Below are 26,821 nucleotides of genomic sequence, written 5' to 3'. Positions count from 1 at the left end.
TCAGGTTAAGCCTCACGGTTCATTAGTATTGGTTAGCTCAACGTATCGCTACGCTTACACACCCAACCTATCAACGTCTTAGTCTTAAACGTTCCTTTAGGACCCTTAAAGAGTCAGGGAAGACTCATCTCAAGGCAAGTTTCCCGCTTAGATGCTTTCAGCGGTTATCTCTTCCGCACTTAGCTACCGGGCAATGCCATTGGCATGACAACCCGAACACCAGTGGTGCGTCCACTCCGGTCCTCTCGTACTAGGAGCAGCCCCTTTCAATCTTCCAACGCCCACGGCAGATAGGGACCGAACTGTCTCACGACGTTCTAAACCCAGCTCGCGTACCACTTTAAACGGCGAACAGCCGTACCCTTGGGACCTACTTCAGCCCCAGGATGTGATGAGCCGACATCGAGGTGCCAAACACCGCCGTCGATATGAACTCTTGGGCGGTATCAGCCTGTTATCCCCGGAGTACCTTTTATCCGTTGAGCGATGGCCCTTCCATTCAGAACCACCGGATCACTAAGACCTACTTTCGTACCTGCTCGAGCCGTCACTCTCGCAGTCAAGCTGGCTTATGCCTTTGCACTAACCGCATGATGTCCGACCATGCTTAGCCAACCTTCGTGCTCCTCCGTTACTCTTTGGGAGGAGACCGCCCCAGTCAAACTACCCACCAGACACTGTCCGCACCCCGGATAACGGGGCTACGTTAGAACATCAAACATTAAAGGGTGGTATTTCAAGGTTGGCTCCATGCAGACTGGCGTCCACACTTCAAAGCCTCCCACCTATCCTACACATCAAGGCTCAATGTTCAGTGTCAAGCTATAGTAAAGGTTCACGGGGTCTTTCCGTCTTGCCGCGGGTACACTGCATCTTCACAGCGAGTTCAATTTCACTGAGTCTCGGGTGGAGACAGCCTGGCCATCATTACGCCATTCGTGCAGGTCGGAACTTACCCGACAAGGAATTTCGCTACCTTAGGACCGTTATAGTTACGGCCGCCGTTTACTGGGGCTTCGATCAAGAGCTTCTCCTTACGGATAACCCCATCAATTAACCTTCCAGCACCGGGCAGGCGTCACACCGTATACGTCCACTTTCGTGTTTGCACAGTGCTGTGTTTTTAATAAACAGTTGCAGCCAGCTGGTATCTGCGACTGGCTTCAGCTCCATCCGCGAGGGACTTCACCTAGCGCCAGCGTGCCTTCTCCCGAAGTTACGGCACCATTTTGCCTAGTTCCTTCACCCGAGTTCTCTCAAGCGCCTGAGTATTCTCTACCTGACCACCTGTGTCGGTTTGGGGTACGATTAATGATAATCTAGAGCTTAGAGGCTTTTCCTGGAAGCGGGGCATGAGCTACTTCATCACCGTAGTGACTCGTCGTCGGACCTCAGCATATAGTGAACCGGATTTGCCTAATTCACCTGCCTACATCCTTAAACCGGGACAACCGTCGCCCGGATAGCCTAGCCTTCTCCGTCCCCCCATCGCAATTATCACCAGTACGGGAATATTAACCCGTTTCCCATCGACTACGCATTTCTGCCTCGCCTTAGGGGTCGACTCACCCTGCCCCGATTAACGTTGGACAGGAACCCTTGGTCTTCCGGCGTGCGGGTTTTTCACCCGCATTATCGTTACTTATGTCAGCATTCGCACTTCTGATACCTCCAGCATACCTCGCAGTACACCTTCACAGGCTTACAGAACGCTCCCCTACCCAACAATATTTACATATCGCTGCCGCAGCTTCGGTGCATAGTTTAGCCCCGTTACATCTTCCGCGCAGGCCGACTCGACCAGTGAGCTATTACGCTTTCTTTAAATGATGGCTGCTTCTAAGCCAACATCCTGGCTGTCTGAGCCTTCCCACTTCGTTTCCCACTTAACTATGACTTTGGGACCTTAGCTGGCGGTCTGGGTTGTTTCCCTCTTCACGACGAACGTTAGCACCCGCCGTGTGTCTCCCGTGATAACATTCTTCGGTATTCGTAGTTTGCATCGAGTTGGTAAGTCGGGATGACCCCCTAGTCGAAACAGTGCTCTACCCCCGAAGATGAGTTCACGAGGCGCTACCTAAATAGCTTTCGGGGAGAACCAGCTATCTCCCGGTTTGATTGGCCTTTCACCCCCAGCCACAAGTCATCCGCTAATTTTTCAACATTAGTCGGTTCGGTCCTCCAGTTAGTGTTACCCAACCTTCAACCTGCCCATGGCTAGATCACCGGGTTTCGGGTCTATACCCTGCAACTCATTCGCCCAGTTAAGACTCGGTTTCCCTACGGCTCCCCTATACGGTTAACCTTGCTACAGAATATAAGTCGCTGACCCATTATACAAAAGGTACGCAGTCACCCCACCCCAAAGCACATTCACTGCTTGTTTTGTGTGTTGGGCGTCGCAAAAAACGCTCCGCCAACGCGTGTTGAATGTCACTTTAAAGTTGTCCTCAACACCAGAAAATGCTTTGGTGGTGGGGCTCCCACTGCTTGTACGTACACGGTTTCAGGTTCTATTTCACTCCCCTCGCCGGGGTTCTTTTCGCCTTTCCCTCACGGTACTGGTTCACTATCGGTCAATCAGGAGTATTTAGCCTTGGAGGATGGTCCCCCCCATATTCAGACAGGATAACACGTGTCCCGCCCTACTCGTCGAGTTCACAACACTAACACCTTCGGATACGGGGCTATCACCCTTTACTGCCGGCCTTTCCAGACCGTTCTCCTGATGCTAATGCTGATTAAGACTCTGGGCTGCTCCCCGTTCGCTCGCCGCTACTAGGGGAATCTCGGTTGATTTCTTTTCCTCGGGGTACTGAGATGTTTCAGTTCCCCCGGTTCGCTTCGTTTGACTATGTATTCATCAAACGATAGTGCAACGAATTGCACTGGGTTTCCCCATTCGGAAATCGTCGGTTATCACGGTTCATATCACCTTACCGACGCTTATCGCAGATTAGCACGTCCTTCATCGCCTCTGATTGCCTAGGCATCCACCGTGTACGCTTAGTCGCTTAACCTCACAACCCGAAGGTGTCTTCTTACAACGAGTGACTGTGCTTCATGATTTCGGCGTTAGCCCGTGCGCGCAATGCTCACGTACGTTAAGTACGCTGCGCTTGCTGTGCGCGGGCTGCCTTGAACTCATGTCGCTCGTCGACTCGATAGTTTAAAGTACACTATTCAAGTTGAGATTTTTGAGAGACTCTCACATTGTTTAAGCGATAAACAATGTGCGTTGTTTTCAATTTTCAGCTTGTTCCAGATTGTTAAAGAGCATAATTATTCGCAATAGACTATTTCACTAATCTATTCTGAATAATCAGAAAAATTTATGGTGGAGCTAAGCGGGATCGAACCGCTGACCTCCTGCGTGCAAGGCAGGCGCTCTCCCAGCTGAGCTATAGCCCCATAAAGGTATTTTTCGGTATCGTTTCTTTTTATGAAAGAAATTAGTTATAAATCGAATTTAGGCAAGGCATAACATGGCGACGTTTACGCTAGGTAAACGAGCTAGGTTATAACGAAGCATCAATTCGATTTTGGTAGGCCTGAGTGGACTTGAACCACCGACCTCACCCTTATCAGGGGTGCGCTCTAACCACCTGAGCTACAAGCCTATCGATACCGCTACTCTATTTCATCAGACAATCTGTGTGAGCACTTCACAAAAACACTTCAATGGTAAGGAGGTGATCCAACCGCAGGTTCCCCTACGGTTACCTTGTTACGACTTCACCCCAGTCATGAATCACAAAGTGGTAAGCGCCCTCCCGAAGGTTAAGCTACCTACTTCTTTTGCAACCCACTCCCATGGTGTGACGGGCGGTGTGTACAAGGCCCGGGAACGTATTCACCGTAGCATTCTGATCTACGATTACTAGCGATTCCGACTTCATGGAGTCGAGTTGCAGACTCCAATCCGGACTACGACGCACTTTATGAGTTCCGCTTGCTCTCGCGAGGTCGCTTCTCTTTGTATACGCCATTGTAGCACGTGTGTAGCCCTACTCGTAAGGGCCATGATGACTTGACGTCATCCCCACCTTCCTCCGGTTTATCACCGGCAGTCTCCTTTGAGTTCCCGACCGAATCGCTGGCAACAAAGGATAAGGGTTGCGCTCGTTGCGGGACTTAACCCAACATTTCACAACACGAGCTGACGACAGCCATGCAGCACCTGTCTCAGAGTTCCCGAAGGCACCAAAGCATCTCTGCTAAGTTCTCTGGATGTCAAGAGTAGGTAAGGTTCTTCGCGTTGCATCGAATTAAACCACATGCTCCACCGCTTGTGCGGGCCCCCGTCAATTCATTTGAGTTTTAACCTTGCGGCCGTACTCCCCAGGCGGTCGATTTAACGCGTTAGCTCCGAAAGCCACTCCTCAAGGGAACAACCTTCAAATCGACATCGTTTACAGCGTGGACTACCAGGGTATCTAATCCTGTTTGCTCCCCACGCTTTCGCACCTGAGCGTCAGTCTTTGTCCAGGGGGCCGCCTTCGCCACCGGTATTCCTCCACATCTCTACGCATTTCACCGCTACACATGGAATTCTACCCCCCTCTACAAGACTCTAGCTGACCAGTCTTAGATGCCATTCCCAGGTTAAGCCCGGGGATTTCACATCTAACTTAATCAACCGCCTGCGTGCGCTTTACGCCCAGTAATTCCGATTAACGCTTGCACCCTCCGTATTACCGCGGCTGCTGGCACGGAGTTAGCCGGTGCTTCTTCTGTCGGTAACGTCAATCGCTGATGATATTAGCATCAACGCCTTCCTCCCGACTGAAAGTACTTTACAACCCTAGGGCCTTCTTCATACACGCGGCATGGCTGCATCAGGCTTGCGCCCATTGTGCAATATTCCCCACTGCTGCCTCCCGTAGGAGTCTGGGCCGTGTCTCAGTCCCAGTGTGGCTGATCATCCTCTCAGACCAGCTAGGGATCGTCGCCTAGGTGAGCCATTACCTCACCTACTAGCTAATCCCATATGGGTTCATCCGATAGCGCAAGGACCGAAGTTCCCCTGCTTTGCTCCTGAGAGATTATGCGGTATTAGCTACCGTTTCCAGTAGTTATCCCCCTCTATCGGGCAGATCCCCATACATTACTCACCCGTCCGCCGCTCGTCAGCGAGAAGCAAGCTTCCCCTGTTACCGCTCGACTTGCATGTGTTAGGCCTGCCGCCAGCGTTCAATCTGAGCCATGATCAAACTCTTCAATTAAAAAGCTTGATGCTCAAAGAATGTTTACTGTCGTTTGATTTCCGAAGAAATCAAATTACCTATTAGTTCATATATATGAATTAACGTGTTAGTCACTCTTCAAGACTTAAAATCAAATATTTTTTTGATAGTGTCCTGTGAGTGCCCACACAGATTGTCTGATAAATTGTTAAAGAGCGTTGCGACTAAATCTTTTGATTTTCGACTTCGAGGTCGTTGTCGCGAGGTGTCGTATATTACGTTTTTTATTTAGAAAGTCAAGAGTTTATTTTCAACTTTTTTCTTTCTCACCTCTGTTATCACTGGGTTACGAAGTTTTCTTCGAACCGGTTTGTCGTGACAACGGATGCGCATTATAGGGAGTCGAAAAATTCTCGCAAGTGTTTTTTTACGTTTTTATTTTGTTCGTGTTTTTTTTAGTCAAAAAGGTATTTATAAGTTAAATTTGGTCTGTGCATTGACTATTTCAGCAGCAATTGTACATCTACTCACGTAATATATGTATCTAAGAATTATGCTTTGAGATGAATTATGGAATTAAATAAGCAACAAACAGCCTCACAAAAAAATCGCTCTTATATTATTGCAGAAAATCTTGGCCAGTTGATTTTAACCAGCACCTATTTACCGGATTCCATTTTACCTAGCGAATTAGAATTATCAGAACAATTCCAAGCAAGTCGAACAGCTATAAGAGAAGCTATAAAAATATTAGCAGCAAAAGGTATGGTATTAGCACGCCCCAAAATAGGCACCCGTGTTATGTCTCCTTCAAATTGGAATTTTTTAGACCAAGATCTCTTAACGTGGTGGTCTAATAGTGAAGAGCAATCTGTTGTAATGAAGCACTTTAAAATGGTTCGACTCGCAATAGAACCTCAGGCTTGTTATCTTGCAGCGATACATGCAACAAAAGAGCAAAAACAATCATTACAACTATTATCTAGTGAAATGCAGCTACTCGCCAAAGAATTTGACAGAGAGCATTGGGTAAAAGTTGATTATCATTTCCATTTAACTATTTACAAAGCTTGTGCCAATCCTTTTCTTATTTCTTTTGCTAATTTATTCCGTTCTATTTATCAGCGTTACTTTGATGTCATTACTAATAATGAGGTTATAGAGGTCGAAATTCATCAACAACTTGCCAATGCAATTATTCATGGTAAAAGTACAATAGCACTCGACCTTTGCTATAACTTACTAACAATTACCCAAAAACAAGACTAACAACACAATATCCCATTGAAGCTTTCATTTATTTGTATAGGTAACTGATGTTCAAAACAGCGAAAAATATGTCTGGCCTTCCATGGATTGCGGCAATGGCCTTTTTCATGCAAGCGCTCGATGCCACCATTTTGAATACGGCTTTACCCGATATTGCAAGAAGCCTTGATCACTCGCCGCTTGCAATGCAATCAGCTGTAGTCAGCTATACGCTTACTGTTGCGCTATTAATTCCTGTAAGCGGCTGGTTTGCTGATAGATTTGGTACAAGGCGTATATTTATTTTAGCAGTTTCCTTATTTTCTCTTGGTTCATTACTTTGTGCCCTTTCGCCATCCTTAAATTTCTTAGTAACCTCTAGAGTTATTCAGGGTATTGGTGGGGCAATGATGATGCCAGTCGCCCGTTTAGCCTTAATAAGGGCTTACCCTCGAAGTGAGTTACTACCCATATTAAATTTTGTCACTATTCCAGGTTTAGTTGGCCCAATATTGGGGCCTCTGTTAGGTGGTATCTTAGTCACCTATGCAACTTGGCATTGGATATTTATTATTAATATTCCTATAGGTGTTTTAGGTATTTTTTATGCCTTGAAACATATGCCAGACTTTAAAATGCCAAAACGTAAATTTGATACGCTTGGGTTCTTATTGTTTGGCTTTGGCTTAGTCATGCTATCTGTCAGCTTAGACTTATTTGGTGATAAATCGCTTCCTACCTCTGTTCCTGCAATTATTGTCTTAGTGGGTTTTCTCTTCTTATTTATTTATGTTCTTCACGCAAGGCGAGTTAAGCATGCAATAATTCCACTAAATCTATTTAAAACGCGCACTTTTTCTATTGGGATCAGTGGTAATATCGCAACACGCTTGGGAACAGGCAGCATTCCTTTTTTAATGCCATTAATGTTGCAAGTGGGTTTTGGTTACGAAGCCGTTGTGGCAGGAATGATGATGGCGCCACTAGCAATAGGTTCAATCACTGCTAAATCTGGGGTTACTCGGATCCTGACTAAATACGGCTACCGTAATACATTATTTGTTATCACCATAATTATTGGATTAATGATCGCCCAGTTTTCCTTGCAATCACCAAGTATGTCGATTTACCTGTTAATTGCACCTTTATTCATTTTAGGAATGGTGATGTCAATACAGTTTACCGCAATGAATACTATTTGCTTGGCTGATTTAACAGACAATAATGCAAGTGCGGGAAATAGTATGTTAGCGGTGACTCAGCAACTCTCGATAAGCTTCGGTATTGCAGTCAGTGCCGCAATCTTAAATTTCTATGGTGGACAGCCTAATAGCAATACGGTCGATAATTTTCACTATACTTTTATTACCGTTGGTGTCATTACGCTTATCTCAGCTTTTGTCTTCTTATTATTAAGTAAGACAGACGGTGATAATTTAATAAAAAATAAAACCAAAAAAGCGAAGAATTAATATTTTTTAACCGATTGGCGCTCAATTAGCTCAGGGGTAAGAACCAAAATGCTCGCCTTTGCCTCTGGGTTATCCATACGATAAATAAGTTGGTCAACAGCCTGTTGGCCTAACTTATCTTTTGGCTGATGAATTGTTGTAAGTGGTGGGATCATATAAGGCGAGAGATCGATATCATCATAACCAATGATTGAAATATCATCAGGCACTTTCAAGCCCTTTTGGTATATCGCTTGATAAGCACCCACCGCCATCGCATCATTACCTGCAAAAATAGCCTCGGGAGGGGTAGGTAAACTGAGCAGTTTATTCATGGACTCAAACCCACCAGCAAATTCAAAATCACTGAAAATGATATAATCATCATAAATATTAATGCCGCCATCAGTCATGGCTTGAATAAAACCTTGATGACGTGCTCTTGCTGGTGATTTATCTGGCCCTGCAATACATGCAATACGAGTGAAACCTGCTTTAATAAGGTAACGAGTGGCTATTTCCCCACCAAGAAAAGAGTTATCTTGAATAATGTCTCCATCTAACTCGAATGGAGACCAGTCCATCATAACCGTTGGCACAGCGGGGTAACGAGCCAAAACATGTTTTGATGGCCCCTGTACTTCTGTGCACATAATCAGTAACCCATCAACACGCTTTTGTAGCAATGTTTCTAAGCTATGATTCATTCGCTGAAGGTCGCCCTCAGTGTTGCACAAAATCAAACTATAACCGCGTTCGTAGCAACTACGTTCTACACCCCGCACTACCTCAGCGTAGAATGGGTTATTACTTGTTGTCAGTAACATCCCAATCGTATTCGTGCGATTCATTTTTAAACTACGTGCCAGCGCAGAGGGGGCATAGTTTAACTCTTCAATCGCATTTTTAACGCGTACAGTAATGCTCTCGCTGACATAGCGATTTTGATTAATAACGTGAGAGACGGTGGATGTCGACACCCCCGCAAGGCGTGCCACATCTTTCATTGTTGCCACAAGTTAATCCTGTTGAGTCAAAAACTGGTCAATTTCTTTACGCCATGGAACAGAGGGTTGAGCTCCAGGGCGAGTCACAGCTATCGCTGCTGCCGCATGGGCAAAAATAATCGCTTCTTCGTCAGCCTTACCTTCCAGCAGTGCAGTAACGTAAGCCCCATTGAATGTATCACCTGCGGCAATAGTATCCACTGCTTTTACGCGAAATGCAGAAATTATTTTACCTTCTGCACCTTTTTCACTATACCAAACGCCTCGAGAACCGAGTGTTATCATCACTTTACTGATACCTTTTTGATGTAAGACTTCAGCCGCATCCTGAGCACCTTGATTATCATTAACCGCAATACCTGTTAAATGTTCAGCTTCTGTTTCATTTGGTGTGATGATATCCACTAATGATAATAATGAATCAGGTAAAGATTGAGCGGGTGCAGGGTTCAAAATGACTTTTGTATTGTTTTTCTTCGCTATTTCAGCAGCCATTTGTACTGTTTCAATGGGAGATTCCAGTTGCATCAATACCGCATCCGCTTCCACAATTTTTTGCTGATAATGTCCTAACCTTTCCTTAGTAAGTTGCGCATTTGCACCTGCATTGATACCAATCGTATTTTCCCCTTGTTGATTCACATAAATGAGGGCGACACCTGTCGTTTCACCTTCAATGGCATCAATACATTCGGTTTTAATGTTATCGAGAGATAACTGTTTTTTTATACTCGCCCCAATATCATCATCACCAACACAGGCAATAAATGTTATGTCAGCACCACTGCGACCAGCAGCAACAGCTTGGTTAGCGCCTTTTCCACCAAACGCAACTTGGTAATGATCACTTCTAACTGTTTCACCCGGTTGAGGGAAATGCTTAACATTTAATATATGATCAGCATTGATACTACCGAGAACCACCAGCTTTGCTGTACCCATAACGTTTATTTCCTTTTTTGATGACCCAATGAATTGCAAACTAAAATAAACCGCCGCAGTATGCCGCGGCGGTTTTTATCTTATTGTTTTACCACTAATTCTAATTCAACCGGAACCGTTGGAGCCACTTTTTCACCTTTTAAGACTTTATCTGCAATCTGAACACCAACAATCCCAATTTGGTCTGGGCGCTGTGCAATCGTTGCACCTAATTTTCCGCCTTCAACGGCTTTGATACCATCATTTGTTCCATCAAAACCGACAACCAGAACATCGGTACGGCCTGCGGTTTGCAGAGCTCTTAACGCCCCTAATGCCATTTCATCGTTTTGTGCAAATACAGCTTGAACAGCTGGATGTGCCGTTAACAAGTTTTGCATTACGTTCAAGCCTTTTGTTCTATCGAAATCAGCCGGTTGGCTCGCCAGTAAATTGAATTTGTGCTCTTTCGCACCGGTGTTAAAACCTTCACCGCGCTCACGTGCGGCTGATGTGCCTGAAATGCCTTCTAATTGAATAACTTTAGCCTCACTGCCTGTTTTTTGTGCAATGTAGTCAGCGGCCATCTTCCCGCCCATGCGGTTATCAGATGCTACATGGCTGACAACTTCACCTTTGTTAGCCGCTCTATCTAAAGTAATTACAGGTATATTCGCTTTATTCGCCATTAATATTGAGTTACCCACTGCATCTGAATCTGTTGGGTTAATTAACATTAATTTTGTACCGCGAACGGTTAAATCTTGTACGTTTGCTAACTCTTTGGCTGGGTTGTCTTGAGAATCTAAAACAATCAGCTCATAACCGAGTTTATCCGCTTCTTTTTGTGCGCTGTCTTTCATCGTCACAAAGAATGGGTTATTCAATGTAGAAATTACGAGTGCAATGCTATCTTTCGCCATCGCATTCACACTAACCGTTGCACTCAGTGCAACTGCAGATAATAACGTTGCTAGTTTGTTCAGTTTCATAATAATTTTCCTGTAGGGTTACTTTTTATTATCAACAAGTACAGCAAGTAAGATGACGACAGCTTTAACAATCATCTGGTAGTTTGACGAAATACCTAATAAGTTTAATCCATTGTTTAAGAAACCAAGGATAAGCGCACCAATCAATGTTCCGACGATACGCCCCTTACCACCAGCAAGGCTGGTACCACCAAGTACAACCGCAGCGATAGCATCAAGTTCATACCCATTACCTGCCATTGGCTGAGCTGATGATAAACGTGCAACTTCAATGACACTCGCCAATGCCGCTAGCAGTCCACATAAGGCATAAACCACTATTTTAATGCGATCGACATTAATACCAGAAAGACGGGTAGCCGCTTCATTCCCACCAAGTGCGTAGATGTAACGACCAAGGCGAGTATGGTGCAACATATACCATGCCGCAGCAAAAACGATGATCATTAACCAGACTGGGGTAGGAATACCAAATGGGCGGCCAATACCAAACCAACCAAATAAGTCTGCGTTATCACTAAATCCTGTATTGATAGGGCTGCCGTCTGTGTAAACTCGTGTCACACCGCGCAGCAGTAGCATCATGACTAAAGTCGCAATGAAAGCTTGGACTTTTCCTTTTGCAACAATCACTCCTGTACATGCACCGATAGCGGCACCGAGTGCTAGTGCTCCCGCAACAGCCACTAATGCGTTAACTTCAGCCCCAACCATTGAGGCTGCAACTGCTCCCGTTAAGGCTAATAAGGACCCAACAGAGAGGTCAATTCCAGACGTTAAGATAACTAATGTCATTCCAACGGCCATAATGGCATTAACGGAGGTTTGTTGTAGGATATTGAATAGGTTATTAACTGTAAAAAAATTCGGGCTTAATGTTGATACGATGGCAATCAAAACTAATAGTGCGATTAATGATTTTTGCTCCATCAGCCATGCTTTGCTGAACCAACGTTTTGATGATGCGGTAGTTGAACTCATACTGATAACTCCTGAACTGAGCCATAATTTTTACCCACGGCGGCTGCCATTAAGGCTTCCTGCGTCGCGTCTTTGGCTGAAAATTCACCACTGATATGACCTTCGTGCATCACCAAAATGCGGTCACTCATTCCTATTACTTCAGGCATTTCTGAAGAAACTAAAATGATACTCAGCCCTTCTTTTTTAAATTGGTTAATTAATTGATAGATTTCTTTTTTAGCACCAACGTCTACACCGCGAGTTGGTTCATCAAGGATCAGTACTTTTGGTCTTGTCATCAAGCCGCGCGCAATGGCCACTTTTTGCTGATTACCACCTGAAAGATTGCCAATTATTTGGTCCATTGACGGGGTTTTAATATTGAATAACCGAATGAAATCGCTAACGGTTTGCTGTTCTTCCCCATGCTTAAGGCTTCCTCCCGCACGACTGAAATAACGTAATGCTGTCAATGACATATTTTCTTTCACTGACATACCTAATACTAATCCATCACGTTTACGGTCTTCTGAAATATAAACAATGCCATTATTCAGCCCGTCTTGTGGTGTTTTCAGTGTTACGAGTTTGCCTTCCAGTTTTATCGTGCCCGATTTTTTTGTCGCCGCGCCGTAGATGATTTTCATCAACTCTGTACGCCCCGCGCCCATCAAACCCGATACACCTAAAATTTCCCCGCTCCTCAGGGTAAAGTTGGCATTTGTTACACCAGGCCCAGATACGCCTTCAAGTTGCAGCCTAATATTTCCGGTTTCTACCTCAACTCTTGGATACTGGTCTTCAAGTTTACGACCAACCATCATTTCAATGAGTTTTTCTTCTTCTAATTCACTCACGGGTTTCTCACCAATAAACTGGCCATCGCGAAACACCGTTACATCGTCGCAAATTTCAAAAATTTCTTTTAAACGATGGGAAATATAAACAATACCGCAGCCTTGAGCTTTTAAGTCTTCGATAACTCTAAATAAGGATTCTGTTTCTGTGTCGGTTAGCGCATCTGTGGGTTCATCCATAATAATGACTTGTGATTGAAAGCTCAGGACTTTAGCGATTTCCACCATTTGTTGTTCGCCGATAGAAAGCTCCGCAATAGTTTGATGGCTATCATAATCAAGGTTAAGCCGTTTAAGCAGTTTGTCAGACTCACTGAACATTTTTTTCCAGTCAATTTTGCCAAACGCATTAACATACTCTCGACCAAGAAAAATATTCTCTGCGATGGTTAATTCAGGTATTAAATTAAGTTCTTGGTGGATAATCCCTATTCCTGCTTCTTGGGAGCTTTTAGGGCCATTGAATGCGACTTCTTTACCTAAATAGCGGATTTGACCAGCATCTTTTTTATAAATACCCGTCAGCACTTTCATCATGGTTGATTTGCCAGCCCCATTTTCCCCCACCAGCGCCATGACTTTTCCTGGGTAGACATTTAATGTCGCACCACTGAGGGCCTTTACCCCTGGAAATGATTTATCGATCCCGATAAGTTCTAATAAAGGTTGCATAATCACCTCAGAAAGTCACACCAGAACAAAGAATAATGTTAGCGAACGGTGAACATTCTCCGGTACGGATCACCGCTTTACTGTCATGAGTCAGCTGTTTAAAACGTTCATGGCTGCAATAAATAATTTCAATCGTATTATTTTGGGTGACTTCTAACTGTTGTAAGTGAGCTAAAATAGCGTCTTCCATTTGTGGGTTAATGGTACTGATTTCCTCAGCTAGAATGGCTTTTTCGACTTGCATCTCTTGAGTAATGACACTTAAAACTGACATGAAATCGGGTAAGCCTTGAGTAATGGCTAAATCAATACGCTCCGTTCCTTGAGAAATAGGCAAACCTGCATCAGCAAGCGTTATTTGGTCCGTATGACCTAACTTGGCAATTACAGAGGTAACGTTGGCATTAAGTAAAACACCCTTTTTCATTTTTCACCGCCATTCTAGTAAGCGAAACGTTTCGCTCATGTAATCATAGTAAAGATAAGTCACAACTCAATATTGATGGTTGATATTTGTGATCAATATCGAAACGTTTCGTTCGCATTAGAAATACTTAAAAACAATAACTTATTGAATCACTTGTAGCTGAATCGTTTTTTCTTATTTATTGGGGCATGTCAAAGAAAAATGGAAAAATAGGTCGCAGTATGTAATAAAAGAAATTGATAGTTTTGATATCAACACCTCTATTAATAAAAGGAATGAATAATGCAGCTTGCTGAACGAATTGCCCAACTAAGCAATTACCTTGAAAGCGGTTTATATGAACGCCAGCAGGCTATTCGTTTGTGCTTATTAGCCACATTAAGCGGCGAAAGCGTATTTCTATTAGGCCCTCCGGGTATTGCCAAAAGCTTAATTGCCCGAAGAATGAAATATGCTTTTCGTCATGCGAATGCTTTTGAGTACTTAATGACACGATTTTCAACACCCGAAGAAATCTTTGGCCCTCTTTCAATACAAGCGTTAAAAGATGAAGGGCGATATGAACGTTTAACTAAAGGTTATTTACCTGACGCTGAAGTCGTATTCCTTGATGAGATATGGAAAGCAGGCCCTGCCATCTTAAATACTTTATTAACCGCGGTAAATGAGCGCAAGTTCCGTAATGGTGATGAAGAAAAATCTATCCCGATGCGGTTATTAGTAACGGCATCCAATGAATTGCCTGATGCAGATAATAGCCTTGAAGCGCTATTCGACAGAATGCTAGTACGTATTTGGCTGGATAAAGTGCAAGAAAAACAAAATTTTCGCGCACTATTAACAGGAAAATCATCACTGAATGAATCTCAAATGCCGGAACATTTAAAAATCAGCGATGAAGAATACCAACAGTGGCAACAAGAAATACCCAAAATTACGCTACCCGATCACTGTTTTGAATTAATTTACCAATTACGTCAGCAACTAGATGCAACAGACAAACGGGTTTATGTTTCAGATAGGCGCTGGAAGAAAGCGGTTTATTTATTACAAGCAAGTGCTTTCTTTAATGGTCGTAATAGTGTATCTCCTCTAGATCTTGTGTTATTAAAAGATTGCCTCTGGCATGACATGCAATCTATGAATGCGTTACCACAACTATTACAGTCATTATTACAAGAAGATGGCTGGCAGCAGCGAAAGTTGACTCGAGAAATAGAGCAGACTTATCAGCAATGGATGTCATCGACCCAAGACCAAAACAACCAAGATGCATTTAAAGTCAATAAAAACAATGCGATGTTTGCTCGTAAAGCGTCATATGTATTGCCCGAAAATATCAGTGATGGTCGAATTACCCTATTTTTACATCGTCCACTGCAACTACATAATATGAAAGTGACTTTTGTAACTACTGATAAAAAATCCCTGATAACGTTTTTAAATAAAGGAACGACATTATCCGCTCACCTAAATGGGATTGGTTTTGCACAAGACATTGCCGCTGAGGTGAATAATTTAAACCAGATACAGTTATTAGATATAAGTCATCAATCATCTACTTTATATATTCAAGATAAAGCCTCATCACTCACGCCAAATACAAATAATCAAGAATGGCTAGACAAGCTAGATAAAATTCAAGGAGAAATTCAAGCCGCACGCTATCAGTTTGAAAAACAGCAGCCCAACTTATTTATTGAATCACACTGGCTTGCAGATATTGAACAAAGCTTCATGAAACTCACGGAAAAACTAAGCCAATTACGTAACCAAATCACGGGTAAAGTGGCTGAATAACGATGATGAGTTTAGCCACACTAGAAATGCTGCTTTCGGTTAATGAAGGTCAATTAATCGAGGAGATAATTATCTCTTTGTTAGCAACCCCTCAATTGGCGGTCTTTTTTGAAAAACACCCTAGATTAAAAAAAGCGTTACTAAAAGATTTATCCGGTTGGAAAAAAGATCTCAAACAGCGTATGCAAGATGCGCTTGTTCCTGCTCAACTTTCAGAAGAGTTTGAACTTTATCGTCAATCTCTTGGCATATCGACAGACGCCTTTTTTATCCAATTACCAAGTGTCATAGCAAAACTTCACCAACTGGATTCTCCTTTTTACCGTGAAGCACATCAGTTACAGAGCGGGAAAATAGAAAATCGCAGTGCAAGGCAATCACTGTTTGTACAAAAATGGCGAGTCAGTTTAATTTTACAAGTGACGACTCTACATAAAGAAATGTTAGAACAAGAAAAAGAACAATTGCTGGCGGAACTACAGCGCCGATTAGCACTAAGTGGCAATTTAGAGGATATCTTAGGTGAAAATGAACGTGCTGCAGGCCGGTTGTGGGATTTAACCAAAGGTGTGAACATGACTTCCGCTTATAATGACCAATTATTAAGCCGATACAGTGAATTTTTACGTCAGCAGCCTGAATTAGAAAAAATAGCACAATTATTAGGCCGTAGCCAAACTGCACAAGCAATCCCTGATGATAGCGTGGTGCTAGAACCGATGACTATCATGGAAAAAGTGCCTGAAACTGTTCCTGAGCAAGTTAATGGCTTAAATCAAAGTGACGATATTTTACGGTTATTACCTGCAGAACTCGCTATGTTAGGTCTTGAAGATATTGAATTTGAGTTCTATCGAAAATTACTTGAAAAACAGCTTCTAACTTATCGATTACAAGGAGATAGCTGGCAAGAAAGGAAAGTTCTTCGCCCAATAACACATCACCATGATGAAGAACAACCGAGAGGTCCATTTGTTGTATGTATTGATACTTCCGGTTCGATGGGCGGTTTAAATGAACGCTGTGCAAAGGCTTTTTGCCTCGCATTAATGAAAACTGCGCTGGCGGATAACCGCTCATGTCATGTGATGTTATTTTCCACAGAAATTGTGCATTACGATTTACTTTCTATTGATGGCCTAGAGCAATGTATTCGATTTTTACATCAAACATTTAAAGGTGGGACTGATCTTGCGGCTTGTTTGCAAGAAACAGCAGTAAAATTGGAATCAAAGCAGTGGATAGATGCAGATGCCGTAGTGATTTCTGATTTTGTTGCTCAGCGTTTACCTGATGAGTTGATTCAAAAAATAAAAGCCATGCAGAAGAAAGGTAAATACCGCTTCCATGCGGTATCTGTATCAAATTATGGGAAACCCAGCATCATGAAAATCTTTGACCATATTTGGCGTTTTGATACTGGGTTAAAAAGCAGGTTGTTACGCCGATTTAGTCGCTAATTACAGCATACCTTCAACGGATTCTTGCATTTCAGCACCCCATACACCACATTGCACTTGGCCAATGTGTTGGCGTTGGAGAAGTAGCATAACTAAGCGTGATTGGCCAATACCACCACCGATAGTTTGCGGCATTTCACCTTTCACTAATGCTTGGTGCCACTCTAATTCCATACGTTTTTCATCGTCAGTTAACTTTAATTGACGGGTCAAACACTCAGGACTTACGCGAATTCCCATTGAAGAAAGCTCAAATGCGTCCTGTAAAACAGGGTTCCACACAATGATGTCGCCGTTCAAACCACAAAAACCGTCTTCATTTTTTGTTGTCCAATCGTCGTAGTCTGGCGCACGAACATCATGTGATTCACCACTAGATAGCTTACCACCGATACCAATTAAGAATACTGCACCTAATTCTTTCGCGATTGCGCGTTCACGCCCTTTCGCATCTAAATCAGGATAGCGCTGTAACAATTCTTCACTGTGAATAAAGTGGATTTGGTCTGGCAGGAACGGTGCCAACCCAAACTCTTTACTTACGGCAGCTTCTGTTTCTTTTATTGCCTTATAGATTTTACCCACTGTCTGCTTCAGATAAGGAAGTGTACGTTCCTCATCTGCCATCACTTTTTCCCAATCCCACTGATCAACATAGACGGAGTGGATTGGGGTTAAGCGATCCTCGTCCGGACGCAACGCTTTCATATGCGTGTATAGACCTTGGCCTTTACTAAAACCGAAACGTCCTAATGTTTTACGTTTCCATTTAGCCAAAGAATGAACCACTTCAAAGGTTGCACCTGGAATTGATTTCACTTTTACTTGAACGGCTTTTTCACTGCCCGATAAGTTGTCTTGAGTACCATCCCCTAAACGGCTTAGGATTGGTCCTTGAACTTCAATTAACCCTAATTCTTTTTCAAGTAAACGTGAGAAATACGATTTCACAAAACTAATTTGTTGCTGATGTTCGATAAATGACTTGTCCATAATTTATTCCCATAATTTGTTAGCTGTGTTAGCTGATGTATAGATTAAGCAACAAAATGAGGTATAAATTCAATATCCATCATTAAAAAAAGCCTTTACTGTTTATTTTAAATAAAAAAACAGGTATAAAAATGAAGAATCGTTAAAATAGAGGTGAAATAATGCCGGAAAATTATCAAATCGATAATCTCGATCGTGACATACTTCACGAATTAATGGGAAATGCGCGCATACCGTATGCTGAATTAGCAAAAAAATTCGCAGTTAGCCCCGGAACAATTCATGTCCGAGTCGAAAAAATGAAGCAAGCAGGAATTATTAAAGGCACACGTATTGATATAAACCCAAAACAATTAGGGTTCGATGTTTGTTGCTTTATTGGCATTATTTTAAAAAGTGCAAAAGATTACCCAACCGCACTAAAAAAATTAGATGCCTTAGAAGAAGTTGTCGAGGTGTACTACACAACAGGGCAATACAGCATTTTTATTAAAGTCATGTGCCGTTCTATCGATTCTTTACAAGACGTACTTATCAACAAAATTCAGACCATTGATGAGATACAATCCACAGAAACACTGATCTCCTTACAAAACCCGATCTTACGAACAATCAACCCGTAGAAAAAAAATGATATAACCACATTATCCACAGGTAGATCCCAGCTCATTCACAGCGTACAATAGCGCCCTATTATTGTGAAAGAGAATCACCATGACAAAAGTAACCTTAATAAGTGGCAGTACAATGGGCAGTGCGGAGTATGTTGCTGAGCACATGGCTGAGATTTTAGAAGAACTCGGTCATGAAACTGAAATTCAACATGGCCCAGAGCTTGATGACTTAACACTTGAAGGCATATGGCTGGTGGTGAGCTCAACACATGGTGCAGGTGATCTGCCTGAAAATATTCAACCTCTTTTTGATTCAATAGAAGAAAGCGCTCCTGATCTAAGCGAAGTCCAATTTGGCTCTGTTGGGATCGGTAGCTCTGAATATGACACTTTCTGTGGTGCTATCCACAAAATAGATGCGTTATTAATCAAGCAAGGGGCTAAAAGGATCGGTGAATGTTTGGAAATTGATGTCCAACAACACGAAATACCGGAAGATCCCGCAGGAGAATGGGTTAAAATTTGGGCAAACGAACTCTAATCCGATTAAAAAACCAGCAATCAACTGTGGATAACTCAGGGAAGATCCCGGTATTAACCCGTAGTTATCCAGAGTATAAGTTTTTAGGCTCCCAAGGCCTGTGTATAAGTACCCATTTTGATCCCAGCTTATACGCAAATGGATCACGGATCATTCACAGTATATGATCCTTTACAGTTTTATGATCTTTAAAGTGAAAATCCACTTATCCACAGAAACCGGTGATCCTAATAAAAGATCTAATAAAGAGATCTTTAAATAAAAAGATCTTTATATTATATAAGGGGGAAACCTAAAGCTTGGTCTCTTCCTCAAACTTGAGTAGAATTCTCTCCTCAAATGCACAATCCGCATTTTCTAACGTTTAAGGTCCACACATGTTTTATCCAGAGCAATTTGACGTCATCGTAATTGGTGGTGGTCATGCCGGTACTGAAGCAGCAATGGCAGCTGCACGTATGGGGCGTCAAACCCTATTACTGACTCACAATATTGATACATTGGGCCAGATGTCTTGCAACCCAGCCATCGGTGGGATCGGTAAGGGACATCTGGTTAGAGAAATTGATGCCCTAGGTGGTCTAATGGCCATCGCTACAGACAAAGCGGGTATTCAATTTAGAACATTAAATGCCAGCAAAGGACCAGCTGTTCGTGCAACCCGAGCGCAAGCTGACCGTGTTCTGTATCGCCAAGCTGTCAGAATGGCTTTAGAAAATCAGCCTAATTTAATGATTTTCCAACAACCCGTAGAAGACTTGCTTGTTGAAAACAATCGAGTTACAGGGGCAATTACCCGTATGGGCTTAAAATTTAAAGCCAAAGCCGTGGTATTAACCGTTGGTACTTTCCTTGATGGCAAAATTCATATTGGTTTAGAAAATTACAGTGGCGGTCGTGCAGGGGATCCCCCTTCAATTTCACTTTCTCAACGTTTGAGAGAATTGCCTTTACGTGTTAATCGTTTAAAAACAGGAACGCCACCACGTATTGATGCAAGAACTATTGATTTCAGTCAGTTAGCTCAACAGCTAGGTGATGACCCAATGCCCGTTTTTTCATTCTTAGGTTCACAAGATCAACATCCACAACAGATGCCTTGTCATATCACCTATACCAATGAAAAAACCCATGATGTGATCAGAAATAACCTAGATCGTAGCCCTATGTATGCAGGGGTTATTGAAGGGATCGGCCCACGTTATTGCCCTTCGATCGAAGATAAAGTCATGCGTTTTGCAGATAAAGACTCACATCAGATCTTTTTAGAGCCAGAAGGCTTAACGAGCAATGAAATTTATCCTAACGGGATATCCACCAGCTTACCATTTGATGTTCAAATGCAAATTGTTCATTCCATGAAAGGAATGGAAAATGCACGGATCATTCGTCCTGGTTATGCTATCGAGTATGATTTCTTTGACCCTAGAGATCTAAAACAAACGCTTGAGAGTAAATTTATTGATGGTTTATTCTTTGCTGGCCAAATTAACGGCACAACAGGTTATGAAGAAGCCGGAGCTCAAGGGCTATTAGCGGGCCTTAATGCTGCACAACATGCCTTTGGTTTAGACGGTTGGTTCCCTCGTCGTGACCAAGCTTATATCGGTGTTCTCGTTGACGACCTTTGTACTTTAGGGACAAAAGAACCTTACCGTATGTTTACTTCACGTGCGGAATACCGTTTGATGCTTCGTGAAGACAATGCCGATTTGCGACTCACTGAAAAAGGCCGAGAGTTAGGCTTAGTTGATGACGTACGTTGGGCTCACTTTAATAAAAAAGTTGAACTGATTGAAAAAGAACGTCAACGCTTAAAAGATATTTGGGTTCATCCTAAATCAGATAACCATACTGAGATAGATGGAATTTTAACCGTTCCATTATCGAAAGAAGCAAATGGGGAAGATTTACTACGTCGTCCAGAAATGACGTATCAAATGCTAACCTCGCTTAACCTGTTTGCCCCAGGTATTGACGATCCTCAAGCTGCGGATCAAGTGGAAATCCAAGTTAAATACGAAGGTTATATCGCTCGCCAAAAAGAAGAAATCGAAAGACAACTACGTAATGAAAATACCTTGTTGCCTGTTGACCTCGATTACAAACAAGTAAAAGGGTTGTCGAACGAAGTGATGGCGAAACTGAACGACCATAAACCGACATCTATTGGTCAAGCATCACGAATTTCAGGGATTACGCCTGCAGCAATCTCTATCTTACTTGTTTGGCTGAAAAAACAAGGCATGCTACGCCGGAGTGCTTAACATGGATTTATTATCGAAACTTAATCAATTGTTAGCAAAAACCGATATTGACTTAACGGAAAAGCAAAAACAGCAGTTAGTTGACTATGTTGGGTTATTAGCTAAATGGAACAAAGCCTATAACCTGACTTCAGTACGTGACCCACAACAGATGTTGATCCGTCATATCATGGACAGCATAGTGGTGAACGGTCAACTCAACGGAACAAAATTTATTGATGTAGGAACGGGGCCAGGCTTACCTGGCGTTCCTTTAGCTATTGTTCGGCCTGATTCCCATTTTGTTTTATTGGACAGCTTAGGGAAGCGGATACGCTTTTTAAAACAGGTTCAACATGAACTAGGGCTAACGAATATCGAACCTGTTCAATCGCGTGTTGAAGAGTACCCAATTGAAAATGGTTTTGATGGGGTGATTAGCCGCGCATTTGCTTCACTGAACGATATGCTGAGTTGGTGCCATCATTTACCTTCATCTGGCGGTCGTTTTTATGCACTTAAAGGTGTCATTCGTGATGATGAAATGGCGCTACCAGAAGGTTTTGTGATTGAATCTATCACAGAGCTTGAAGTGCCTGAACTTGATGAACAGCGGCATTTGGTTAAAGTTTCTATAAAATAAAGTTGCTTTCTGTCAAAATATTTTGTCTTTTAGAGCGATAGTCGGTGTGTTACAAAGCACCGGCTATTCTTGTTTTTAGCTAGAGAGTAAATATTTATATTTCACGTGTTATTTACATAGAAATAACGAATAAGTTTCAAAAGTAAGGTGTTGAAAGAAAAAATATAGGGAAATTGGCAATTTTGACTTAATCGATTTAGCTAGATAAATAGTTAATAGTGAAATATTTGATTTATCACTTTTAAATTTAACTTAAAAATCTACTTCTTTAATTGTTTGATTTACAGATTAAATCTATTTTTTGTTGTCAGTAAAGTTGAAAGAATAAATAAAGAGAATAAAGCTAAATGTGATATTTATCACATTAATGTGAATATATGCAGCAATTCATTAACTATTTATTAATTATTACAGCGACAATTCTGCGCCAACTCGAAAAAATTAAATATTTATTCACCTTTTCGCTACTTACTGATTGAATTCATTTCGCCTGCCCGTATAATTTGCACGTTTTTGTCTCTTGACACATTTACGCAAAGGCAGTTTTATACAACACTTAGCGTTTCTGAGGCTGAGAAGAGCTGGGAGTAAACAAAAAGTTATGTCTGTATCCCTTTATGACAACAAACACGCTGCAAAGCAGTTGTCTGTTCAGTTTATAACTTTAGTGATCCTCAGTGGGGCTTTCTGTGCAAATAGTATAGAATGGGGGGCCTCTGCTCTTGCTGGTGGGTTAGCATGCTGGTTACCAAATATCGTATTTATGCTGCTAGCACAATTTCAGAAAGCAAAAGGAGAGGATGAACCTGTCCGCATTGCCTGGTTCTTAGCATTAGGAGCAGGGCTAAAGGTTGTTACAACTATCGCTGTCTTAGTTGTTGCTTTCGGTGTGTTCAAAGCGTCATTAACACCACTGGGTTTGACCTATTTAGCGGTGCTAATTGTTCAGATTGTTGCACCAGCCGTTTTTAAACGGTAAGTATTTTTAAACTACAAAAGGGTAAGAGGCATCATGTCTGCATCAGGAGAAGTGATGACTACAGAGGATTACATAGGCCACCATCTGAGAAACCTTCAGTTGGACCTGAGTACCTTTAAGTTGGTCGATCCCCACGCTAGTCCAACATTTTGGACGTTGAACATTGACTCGCTTTTTTTCTCGGTAGTTCTCGGGGCTCTGTTCCTGTGGCTATTTAGAAGAGTTGCAGTTAATGCGACTAGTGGCGTACCCGGTAAGTTACAGACTGCAATAGAACTGATCATTGGTTTCGTTGATAACTCAGTCCGTGATATGTATCACGGCAAGAGCAAAGTTATTGCTCCTTTAGCATTAACGGTGTTCGTCTGGGTATTCTTAATGAACCTAATGGATTTACTCCCAATTGATTTCCTTCCGTATATTGCTGAGCATTATCTCGGGTTACCTGCATTACGTGCAGTGCCAACCGCAGATGTTAGTGTCACATTATCGATGGCTATTGGTGTGTTTATCCTAATCCTCTTCTACAGCATCAAAATGAAAGGAATTGGCGGATTTACAAAAGAGCTCACAATGCAGCCTTTTAACCATCCTGTCTTCATTCCAGTCAACTTGATTCTTGAAGGGGTAAGCCTGCTGTCAAAACCTGTATCACTCGGTCTGCGACTGTTTGGTAACATGTATGCAGGTGAATTGATCTTTATTCTTATCGCGGCTCTGCTACCGTGGTGGTCACAGTGGTTGTTAAGCCTACCTTGGGCTATCTTCCACATACTGATTATTACGCTACAAGCCTTTATTTTTATGGTTCTGACGGTTGTCTATCTGTCGATGGCATCTGAAGAACACTAATTTAATTTTATCAATAATTGTATTAACTGAAACAAACTGGAGACTGTCATGGAAAACCTGAGTATGGATCTGCTGTACATGGCTGCCGCTGTGATGATGGGCTTAGCGGCGATCGGTGCTGCGATCGGTATCGGCATCCTAGGTGGTAAATTTTTAGAAGGTGCTGCTCGTCAGCCAGATTTAATTCCTCTGCTGCGTACACAGTTCTTTATCGTAATGGGTCTGGTCGATGCTATTCCGATGATTGCTGTTGGTCTGGGCTTGTATGTAATGTTCGCTGTTGCCTAATTAACGTTACGGAACACTGTAAGAACATTAATTCACTAATGAATATGAGGTATTGTCTGTGAATCTAAATGCAACAATCCTCGGCCAGGCTATCGCGTTTGTCCTGTTTGTTTGGTTCTGTATGAAGTATGTATGGCCACCGATTATGGCGGCCATTGAAAAGCGTCAGAAAGAAATTGCTGATGGTTTATCTTCCGCAGAACGTGCTAAAAAGAACCTGGAACTGGCGCAAACCGACGCAACCGACCGACTGAAAAAAGCGAAAGCTGAAGCTCAAGTCATCATTGAACAAGCGAATAAACAACGCGTTCAAATGATTGATGAAGCAAAAGCAGAAGCGGAAGCAGAACGTGCAAAAATCGTCGCACAAGCGCAAGCTGAAATTGATGCTGAGCGTAAACGTGCACGTGAAGAGTTACGTAAACAGGTTGCGATGCTTGCTATCGCAGGTGCCGAGAAGATCATCGAACGTTCCGTGGATGAAGCTGCTAACAGCGACATCGTTGATAAACTAGTCGCTGAACTGTAAGGAGGGAGGGGCATGTCTGAAATTGCTACTGTAGCTCGCCCCTACGCCAAAGCAGCTTTTGACTTTGCTGTGGAAAACCAAGCTGTTGCTAAATGGCAGGAAATGCTAGCCTTCACCGCTGAGGTGACGCGCAATGAACAGGTTGGGGAGCTGCTTTCTGGTTCTATTGCACCAGAAACATTAGCTAAAACGTTTATCTCTGTTTGTGGAGATGAAATTGACGAGCATGTTCAGAATCTGATTCGTGTTATGGCAGATAACGGGCGTTTAACGACGCTGCCAGAAGTGTTGACGCAGTTTATCCAATTGCGCGATTCTCTGGAATCAACCATTGAAGTTGATGTGATTTCTGCTAACGAACTGAGTGAACAGCAGTCAGCTAAAATTTCTGCAGCGATGGAAAAACGTCTGTCACGCAAAGTTAAGCTGAATTGCAAAATTGATAAGTCTGTTATTGCTGGAGTGATCATTCGTGCTGGAGACCTCGTTATTGACGGGAGTATCCGCGGTCGCTTAGAGCGTTTAACTGACGTCTTGCAGTCTTAAGGGGACTGGAGCATATGCAACTGAATTCCACCGAAATCAGCGAACTGATCAAACAGCGTATTGCTCAGTTCGATGTTGTGAGTGAAGCTCACAATGAAGGTACGATTGTATCCGTTAATGACGGTATTATTCGTATTCACGGTTTAGCCGAAGTCATGCAGGGTGAAATGATCGCGCTGCCTGGCAACCGTTACGCTATCGCACTGAACTTAGAGCGTGACTCTGTTGGTGCGGTCGTTATGGGTCCTTATGCCGACTTGGCAGAAGGCATGAAAGTTAAATGTACTGGTCGTATTCTTGAAGTTCCAGTAGGCCGTGGCCTGCTAGGACGTGTTGTGAATACACTGGGTCAACCAATTGATGGTAAAGGTCCTGTTGATAACGATGGCTTCTCTCCTGTAGAAGTTATTGCGCCAGGTGTTATCGACCGTCAATCCGTTGATCAACCAGTTCAAACTGGTTATAAATCAGTCGATGCCATGATCCCAATCGGTCGTGGTCAGCGTGAGCTTGTTATCGGTGACCGTCAAACAGGTAAAACTGCTTTGGCTATCGATGCAATCATCAACCAACGCGACTCAGGCATCAAATGTGTGTACGTGGCTATCGGCCAGAAAGCGTCTACCGTTTCTAACGTAGTTCGTAAATTGGAAGAACACGGCGCACTGCAAAACACTATCGTTGTTGTTGCTACAGCATCTGAATCAGCTGCTCTGCAATACTTAGCGCCATATGCTGGTTGCGCGATGGGTGAATATTTCCGTGACCGCGGTGAAGATGCACTGATCGTATACGATGACCTGTCTAAACAGGCTGTTGCATACCGTCAAATCTCACTGTTGCTGCGTCGTCCACCAGGACGTGAAGCTTACCCAGGTGACGTTTTCTATCTGCACTCACGTTTACTTGAGCGTGCTGCTCGCGTTAACGCTGAATACGTAGAAAACTTTACTAAAGGCGAAGTTAAAGGCAAAACAGGTTCATTGACAGCTCTGCCTATCATTGAAACCCAAGCTGGTGACGTTTCTGCATTCGTACCAACAAACGTAATTTCGATTACAGATGGTCAGATCTTCCTGGAATCTAACCTGTTTAACTCTGGTATTCGTCCAGCGGTTAACCCAGGTATTTCAGTATCTCGTGTTGGTGGTGCTGCTCAGACTAAAATTATCAAGAAACTGTCTGGTGGTATCCGTACCGCACTTGCTCAGTATCGTGAACTGGCAGCGTTTGCTCAGTTTGCTTCCGACCTCGATGACGCGACTCGTAAACAGTTAAGTCATGGTCAGAAAGTAACTGAACTGCTGAAACAGAAACAGTACGCACCAATGTCAGTAGCAGAGCAGGCACTGTCTCTGTTCGCGGCAGAACGTGGGTTCTTGGATGATGTTGAGTTAGCGAAAATTGGTGCGTTTGAAGCTGCTTTAGTTTCTTTTGCACAGCGCGAGCATGCTGACCTTATGAACGAAATTGGCCCGGCTGGTAGCTATAACGATGATATCGAAGGCAAGTTGAAAAAACTGCTCGAATCATTTAAAGCAACTCAGTCCTGGTAATACTATTCGGCCCAGTTCCTAGGGCCGTCTGGTTAATAAGGAGAAGCAGA

21 protein-coding genes, 2 tRNA genes and 2 rRNA genes are annotated in these 26,821 nt (G+C 42.9%); 14 read left to right on the top strand and 11 right to left on the bottom strand.

Features of this window, described 5'->3' with window-relative positions; genetic code table 11:
• Position 1: 1 nt before the first annotated feature.
• The 4 genes from FVA69_RS00260 to FVA69_RS00245 form a co-directional block, all read right to left on the bottom strand.
• Positions 2-3,020: ribosomal RNA gene (locus FVA69_RS00260) — 23S ribosomal RNA — on the bottom strand.
• A 315-nt stretch (positions 3,021-3,335) separates the two neighbouring features.
• Positions 3,336-3,411 (bottom strand) — tRNA-Ala (locus FVA69_RS00255).
• Between the two features lie 132 nt (positions 3,412-3,543).
• Positions 3,544-3,620 (bottom strand) — tRNA-Ile (locus FVA69_RS00250).
• A gap of 65 nt (positions 3,621-3,685) precedes the next feature.
• Positions 3,686-5,225: ribosomal RNA gene (locus FVA69_RS00245) — 16S ribosomal RNA — on the bottom strand.
• The 16S and 23S rRNA genes sit together here with 2 tRNA genes alongside, the layout of an rRNA operon.
• A gap of 531 nt (positions 5,226-5,756) precedes the next feature.
• Between FVA69_RS00245 and FVA69_RS00240 the strand changes: the two genes are divergently transcribed.
• Positions 5,757-6,455: a FadR/GntR family transcriptional regulator gene (locus FVA69_RS00240; RefSeq protein WP_109912559.1), complete on the top strand. Its 699-nt coding sequence runs from the start codon at positions 5,757-5,759 to the stop codon at positions 6,453-6,455.
• Positions 6,456-6,502: 47 nt separating this feature from the next.
• A complete protein-coding gene (gene mdtD, locus FVA69_RS00235; protein ID WP_109912558.1) occupies positions 6,503-7,906 on the top strand; it encodes a multidrug transporter subunit MdtD in 1,404 nt (467 codons plus the stop codon).
• Here the strand turns inward: mdtD and rbsR are convergent.
• The 6 genes from rbsR to rbsD form a co-directional block, all read right to left on the bottom strand.
• Entirely contained in the window at positions 7,903-8,901 is a 999-nt protein-coding gene (gene rbsR / locus FVA69_RS00230) for a ribose operon transcriptional repressor RbsR (RefSeq protein ID WP_164528232.1), read from the bottom strand. The two genes, mdtD and rbsR, sit on opposite strands and share 4 nt — an antisense overlap.
• A 3-nt stretch (positions 8,902-8,904) precedes the next feature.
• Positions 8,905-9,834 carry a ribokinase gene (rbsK, locus tag FVA69_RS00225; protein WP_164528231.1) on the bottom strand — a complete coding sequence of 310 codons (930 nt, stop codon included), beginning with the start codon at positions 9,832-9,834 and terminating at the stop codon, positions 8,905-8,907.
• Positions 9,835-9,914: 80 nt separating this feature from the next.
• Entirely contained in the window at positions 9,915-10,805 is an 891-nt protein-coding gene (rbsB, locus tag FVA69_RS00220) for a ribose ABC transporter substrate-binding protein RbsB (protein WP_004906703.1), read from the bottom strand.
• An 18-nt stretch (positions 10,806-10,823) separates the two neighbouring features.
• On the bottom strand, positions 10,824-11,786 hold the full coding sequence (rbsC, locus tag FVA69_RS00215; RefSeq protein WP_004906340.1) for a ribose ABC transporter permease: 963 nt from the start codon (positions 11,784-11,786) through the stop codon (positions 10,824-10,826).
• On the bottom strand, positions 11,783-13,297 hold the full coding sequence (gene rbsA / locus FVA69_RS00210) for a ribose ABC transporter ATP-binding protein RbsA (RefSeq protein ID WP_109912557.1): 1,515 nt from the start codon (positions 13,295-13,297) through the stop codon (positions 11,783-11,785). The genes rbsC and rbsA overlap by 4 nt, the downstream gene beginning before the upstream one ends.
• 7 nt (positions 13,298-13,304) lie before the next feature.
• On the bottom strand, positions 13,305-13,724 hold the full coding sequence (rbsD, locus tag FVA69_RS00205) for a D-ribose pyranase (RefSeq protein WP_004906713.1): 420 nt from the start codon (positions 13,722-13,724) through the stop codon (positions 13,305-13,307).
• Positions 13,725-14,006: 282 nt separating this feature from the next.
• On the opposite strand from rbsD, the gene ravA reads away from it, so the two are divergent.
• Both ravA and viaA read left to right on the top strand, forming a co-directional pair.
• On the top strand, positions 14,007-15,524 hold the full coding sequence (gene ravA, locus FVA69_RS00200) for an ATPase RavA (RefSeq protein ID WP_123382685.1): 1,518 nt from the start codon (positions 14,007-14,009) through the stop codon (positions 15,522-15,524).
• Positions 15,525-15,526: 2 nt separating this feature from the next.
• Entirely contained in the window at positions 15,527-16,984 is a 1,458-nt protein-coding gene (gene viaA / locus FVA69_RS00195; RefSeq protein WP_164528230.1) for an ATPase RavA stimulator ViaA, read from the top strand.
• Here the strand turns inward: viaA and asnA are convergent, their stop codons facing one another.
• Positions 16,985-17,977, bottom strand: a complete 993-nt coding sequence (gene asnA / locus FVA69_RS00190) for an aspartate--ammonia ligase (protein ID WP_004906722.1) — start codon at positions 17,975-17,977, stop codon at positions 16,985-16,987.
• Between the two features lie 161 nt (positions 17,978-18,138).
• On the opposite strand from asnA, the gene asnC reads away from it, so the two are divergent.
• The 10 genes from asnC (at position 18,139) to atpA (ending at position 26,771) form a co-directional block, all read left to right on the top strand.
• Entirely contained in the window at positions 18,139-18,600 is a 462-nt protein-coding gene (gene asnC, locus FVA69_RS00185; RefSeq protein ID WP_004906728.1) for a transcriptional regulator AsnC, read from the top strand.
• Between the two features lie 91 nt (positions 18,601-18,691).
• Positions 18,692-19,132: an FMN-binding protein MioC gene (gene mioC / locus FVA69_RS00180; RefSeq protein WP_109912554.1), complete on the top strand. Its 441-nt coding sequence runs from the start codon at positions 18,692-18,694 to the stop codon at positions 19,130-19,132.
• Between the two features lie 377 nt (positions 19,133-19,509).
• Positions 19,510-21,399, top strand: a complete 1,890-nt coding sequence (gene mnmG / locus FVA69_RS00175; protein WP_117162961.1) for a tRNA uridine-5-carboxymethylaminomethyl(34) synthesis enzyme MnmG — start codon at positions 19,510-19,512, stop codon at positions 21,397-21,399.
• Between the two features lies 1 nt (position 21,400).
• On the top strand, positions 21,401-22,021 hold the full coding sequence (gene rsmG, locus FVA69_RS00170) for a 16S rRNA (guanine(527)-N(7))-methyltransferase RsmG (RefSeq protein ID WP_004906735.1): 621 nt from the start codon (positions 21,401-21,403) through the stop codon (positions 22,019-22,021).
• Between the two features lie 601 nt (positions 22,022-22,622).
• Positions 22,623-23,000 carry a F0F1 ATP synthase subunit I gene (atpI, locus tag FVA69_RS00165; protein WP_004906317.1) on the top strand — a complete coding sequence of 126 codons (378 nt, stop codon included), beginning with the start codon at positions 22,623-22,625 and terminating at the stop codon, positions 22,998-23,000.
• A 33-nt stretch (positions 23,001-23,033) separates the two neighbouring features.
• Positions 23,034-23,852, top strand: coding sequence for a F0F1 ATP synthase subunit A (gene atpB, locus FVA69_RS00160; RefSeq protein ID WP_004906738.1), 819 nt, complete (start codon positions 23,034-23,036; stop codon positions 23,850-23,852).
• Between the two features lie 48 nt (positions 23,853-23,900).
• Entirely contained in the window at positions 23,901-24,140 is a 240-nt protein-coding gene (atpE, locus tag FVA69_RS00155; RefSeq protein WP_004093904.1) for a F0F1 ATP synthase subunit C, read from the top strand.
• Between the two features lie 58 nt (positions 24,141-24,198).
• Entirely contained in the window at positions 24,199-24,669 is a 471-nt protein-coding gene (gene atpF, locus FVA69_RS00150) for a F0F1 ATP synthase subunit B (RefSeq protein ID WP_004906301.1), read from the top strand.
• A gap of 12 nt (positions 24,670-24,681) precedes the next feature.
• Positions 24,682-25,215 carry a F0F1 ATP synthase subunit delta gene (gene atpH / locus FVA69_RS00145; RefSeq protein ID WP_004906300.1) on the top strand — a complete coding sequence of 178 codons (534 nt, stop codon included), beginning with the start codon at positions 24,682-24,684 and terminating at the stop codon, positions 25,213-25,215.
• A 14-nt stretch (positions 25,216-25,229) separates the two neighbouring features.
• On the top strand, positions 25,230-26,771 hold the full coding sequence (gene atpA, locus FVA69_RS00140; RefSeq protein WP_004906297.1) for a F0F1 ATP synthase subunit alpha: 1,542 nt from the start codon (positions 25,230-25,232) through the stop codon (positions 26,769-26,771).
• Positions 26,772-26,821 lie beyond the last annotated feature (50 nt).

The sequence above is a fragment of the Providencia sp. PROV004 genome, assembly GCF_011045615.1.
GTDB lineage: Bacteria > Pseudomonadota > Gammaproteobacteria > Enterobacterales > Enterobacteriaceae > Providencia > Providencia rettgeri.
This window is presented reverse-complemented; position numbering and strand designations above follow the sequence as displayed.

Coding starts and splice junctions, on each gene's coding strand:
- rbsD (WP_004906713.1), bottom strand. CDS start 13,724: ATGAAAAAGGGTGTTTTACTTAATGCCAACGTTACCTCTGTAATTGCC.
- rbsK (WP_164528231.1), bottom strand. CDS start 9,834: ATGGGTACAGCAAAGCTGGTGGTTCTCGGTAGTATCAATGCTGATCAT.
- ravA (WP_123382685.1), top strand. CDS start 14,007: ATGCAGCTTGCTGAACGAATTGCCCAACTAAGCAATTACCTTGAAAGC.
- rsmG (WP_004906735.1), top strand. CDS start 21,401: ATGGATTTATTATCGAAACTTAATCAATTGTTAGCAAAAACCGATATT.
- atpB (WP_004906738.1), top strand. CDS start 23,034: ATGTCTGCATCAGGAGAAGTGATGACTACAGAGGATTACATAGGCCAC.
- mnmG (WP_117162961.1), top strand. CDS start 19,510: ATGTTTTATCCAGAGCAATTTGACGTCATCGTAATTGGTGGTGGTCAT.
- rbsB (WP_004906703.1), bottom strand. CDS start 10,805: ATGAAACTGAACAAACTAGCAACGTTATTATCTGCAGTTGCACTGAGT.
- atpH (WP_004906300.1), top strand. CDS start 24,682: ATGTCTGAAATTGCTACTGTAGCTCGCCCCTACGCCAAAGCAGCTTTT.
- rbsC (WP_004906340.1), bottom strand. CDS start 11,786: ATGAGTTCAACTACCGCATCATCAAAACGTTGGTTCAGCAAAGCATGG.
- atpE (WP_004093904.1), top strand. CDS start 23,901: ATGGAAAACCTGAGTATGGATCTGCTGTACATGGCTGCCGCTGTGATG.
- asnC (WP_004906728.1), top strand. CDS start 18,139: ATGCCGGAAAATTATCAAATCGATAATCTCGATCGTGACATACTTCAC.
- atpI (WP_004906317.1), top strand. CDS start 22,623: ATGTCTGTATCCCTTTATGACAACAAACACGCTGCAAAGCAGTTGTCT.
- atpA (WP_004906297.1), top strand. CDS start 25,230: ATGCAACTGAATTCCACCGAAATCAGCGAACTGATCAAACAGCGTATT.
- asnA (WP_004906722.1), bottom strand. CDS start 17,977: ATGGACAAGTCATTTATCGAACATCAGCAACAAATTAGTTTTGTGAAA.
- mdtD (WP_109912558.1), top strand. CDS start 6,503: ATGTTCAAAACAGCGAAAAATATGTCTGGCCTTCCATGGATTGCGGCA.
- mioC (WP_109912554.1), top strand. CDS start 18,692: ATGACAAAAGTAACCTTAATAAGTGGCAGTACAATGGGCAGTGCGGAG.
- FVA69_RS00240 (WP_109912559.1), top strand. CDS start 5,757: ATGGAATTAAATAAGCAACAAACAGCCTCACAAAAAAATCGCTCTTAT.
- rbsA (WP_109912557.1), bottom strand. CDS start 13,297: ATGCAACCTTTATTAGAACTTATCGGGATCGATAAATCATTTCCAGGG.
- viaA (WP_164528230.1), top strand. CDS start 15,527: ATGATGAGTTTAGCCACACTAGAAATGCTGCTTTCGGTTAATGAAGGT.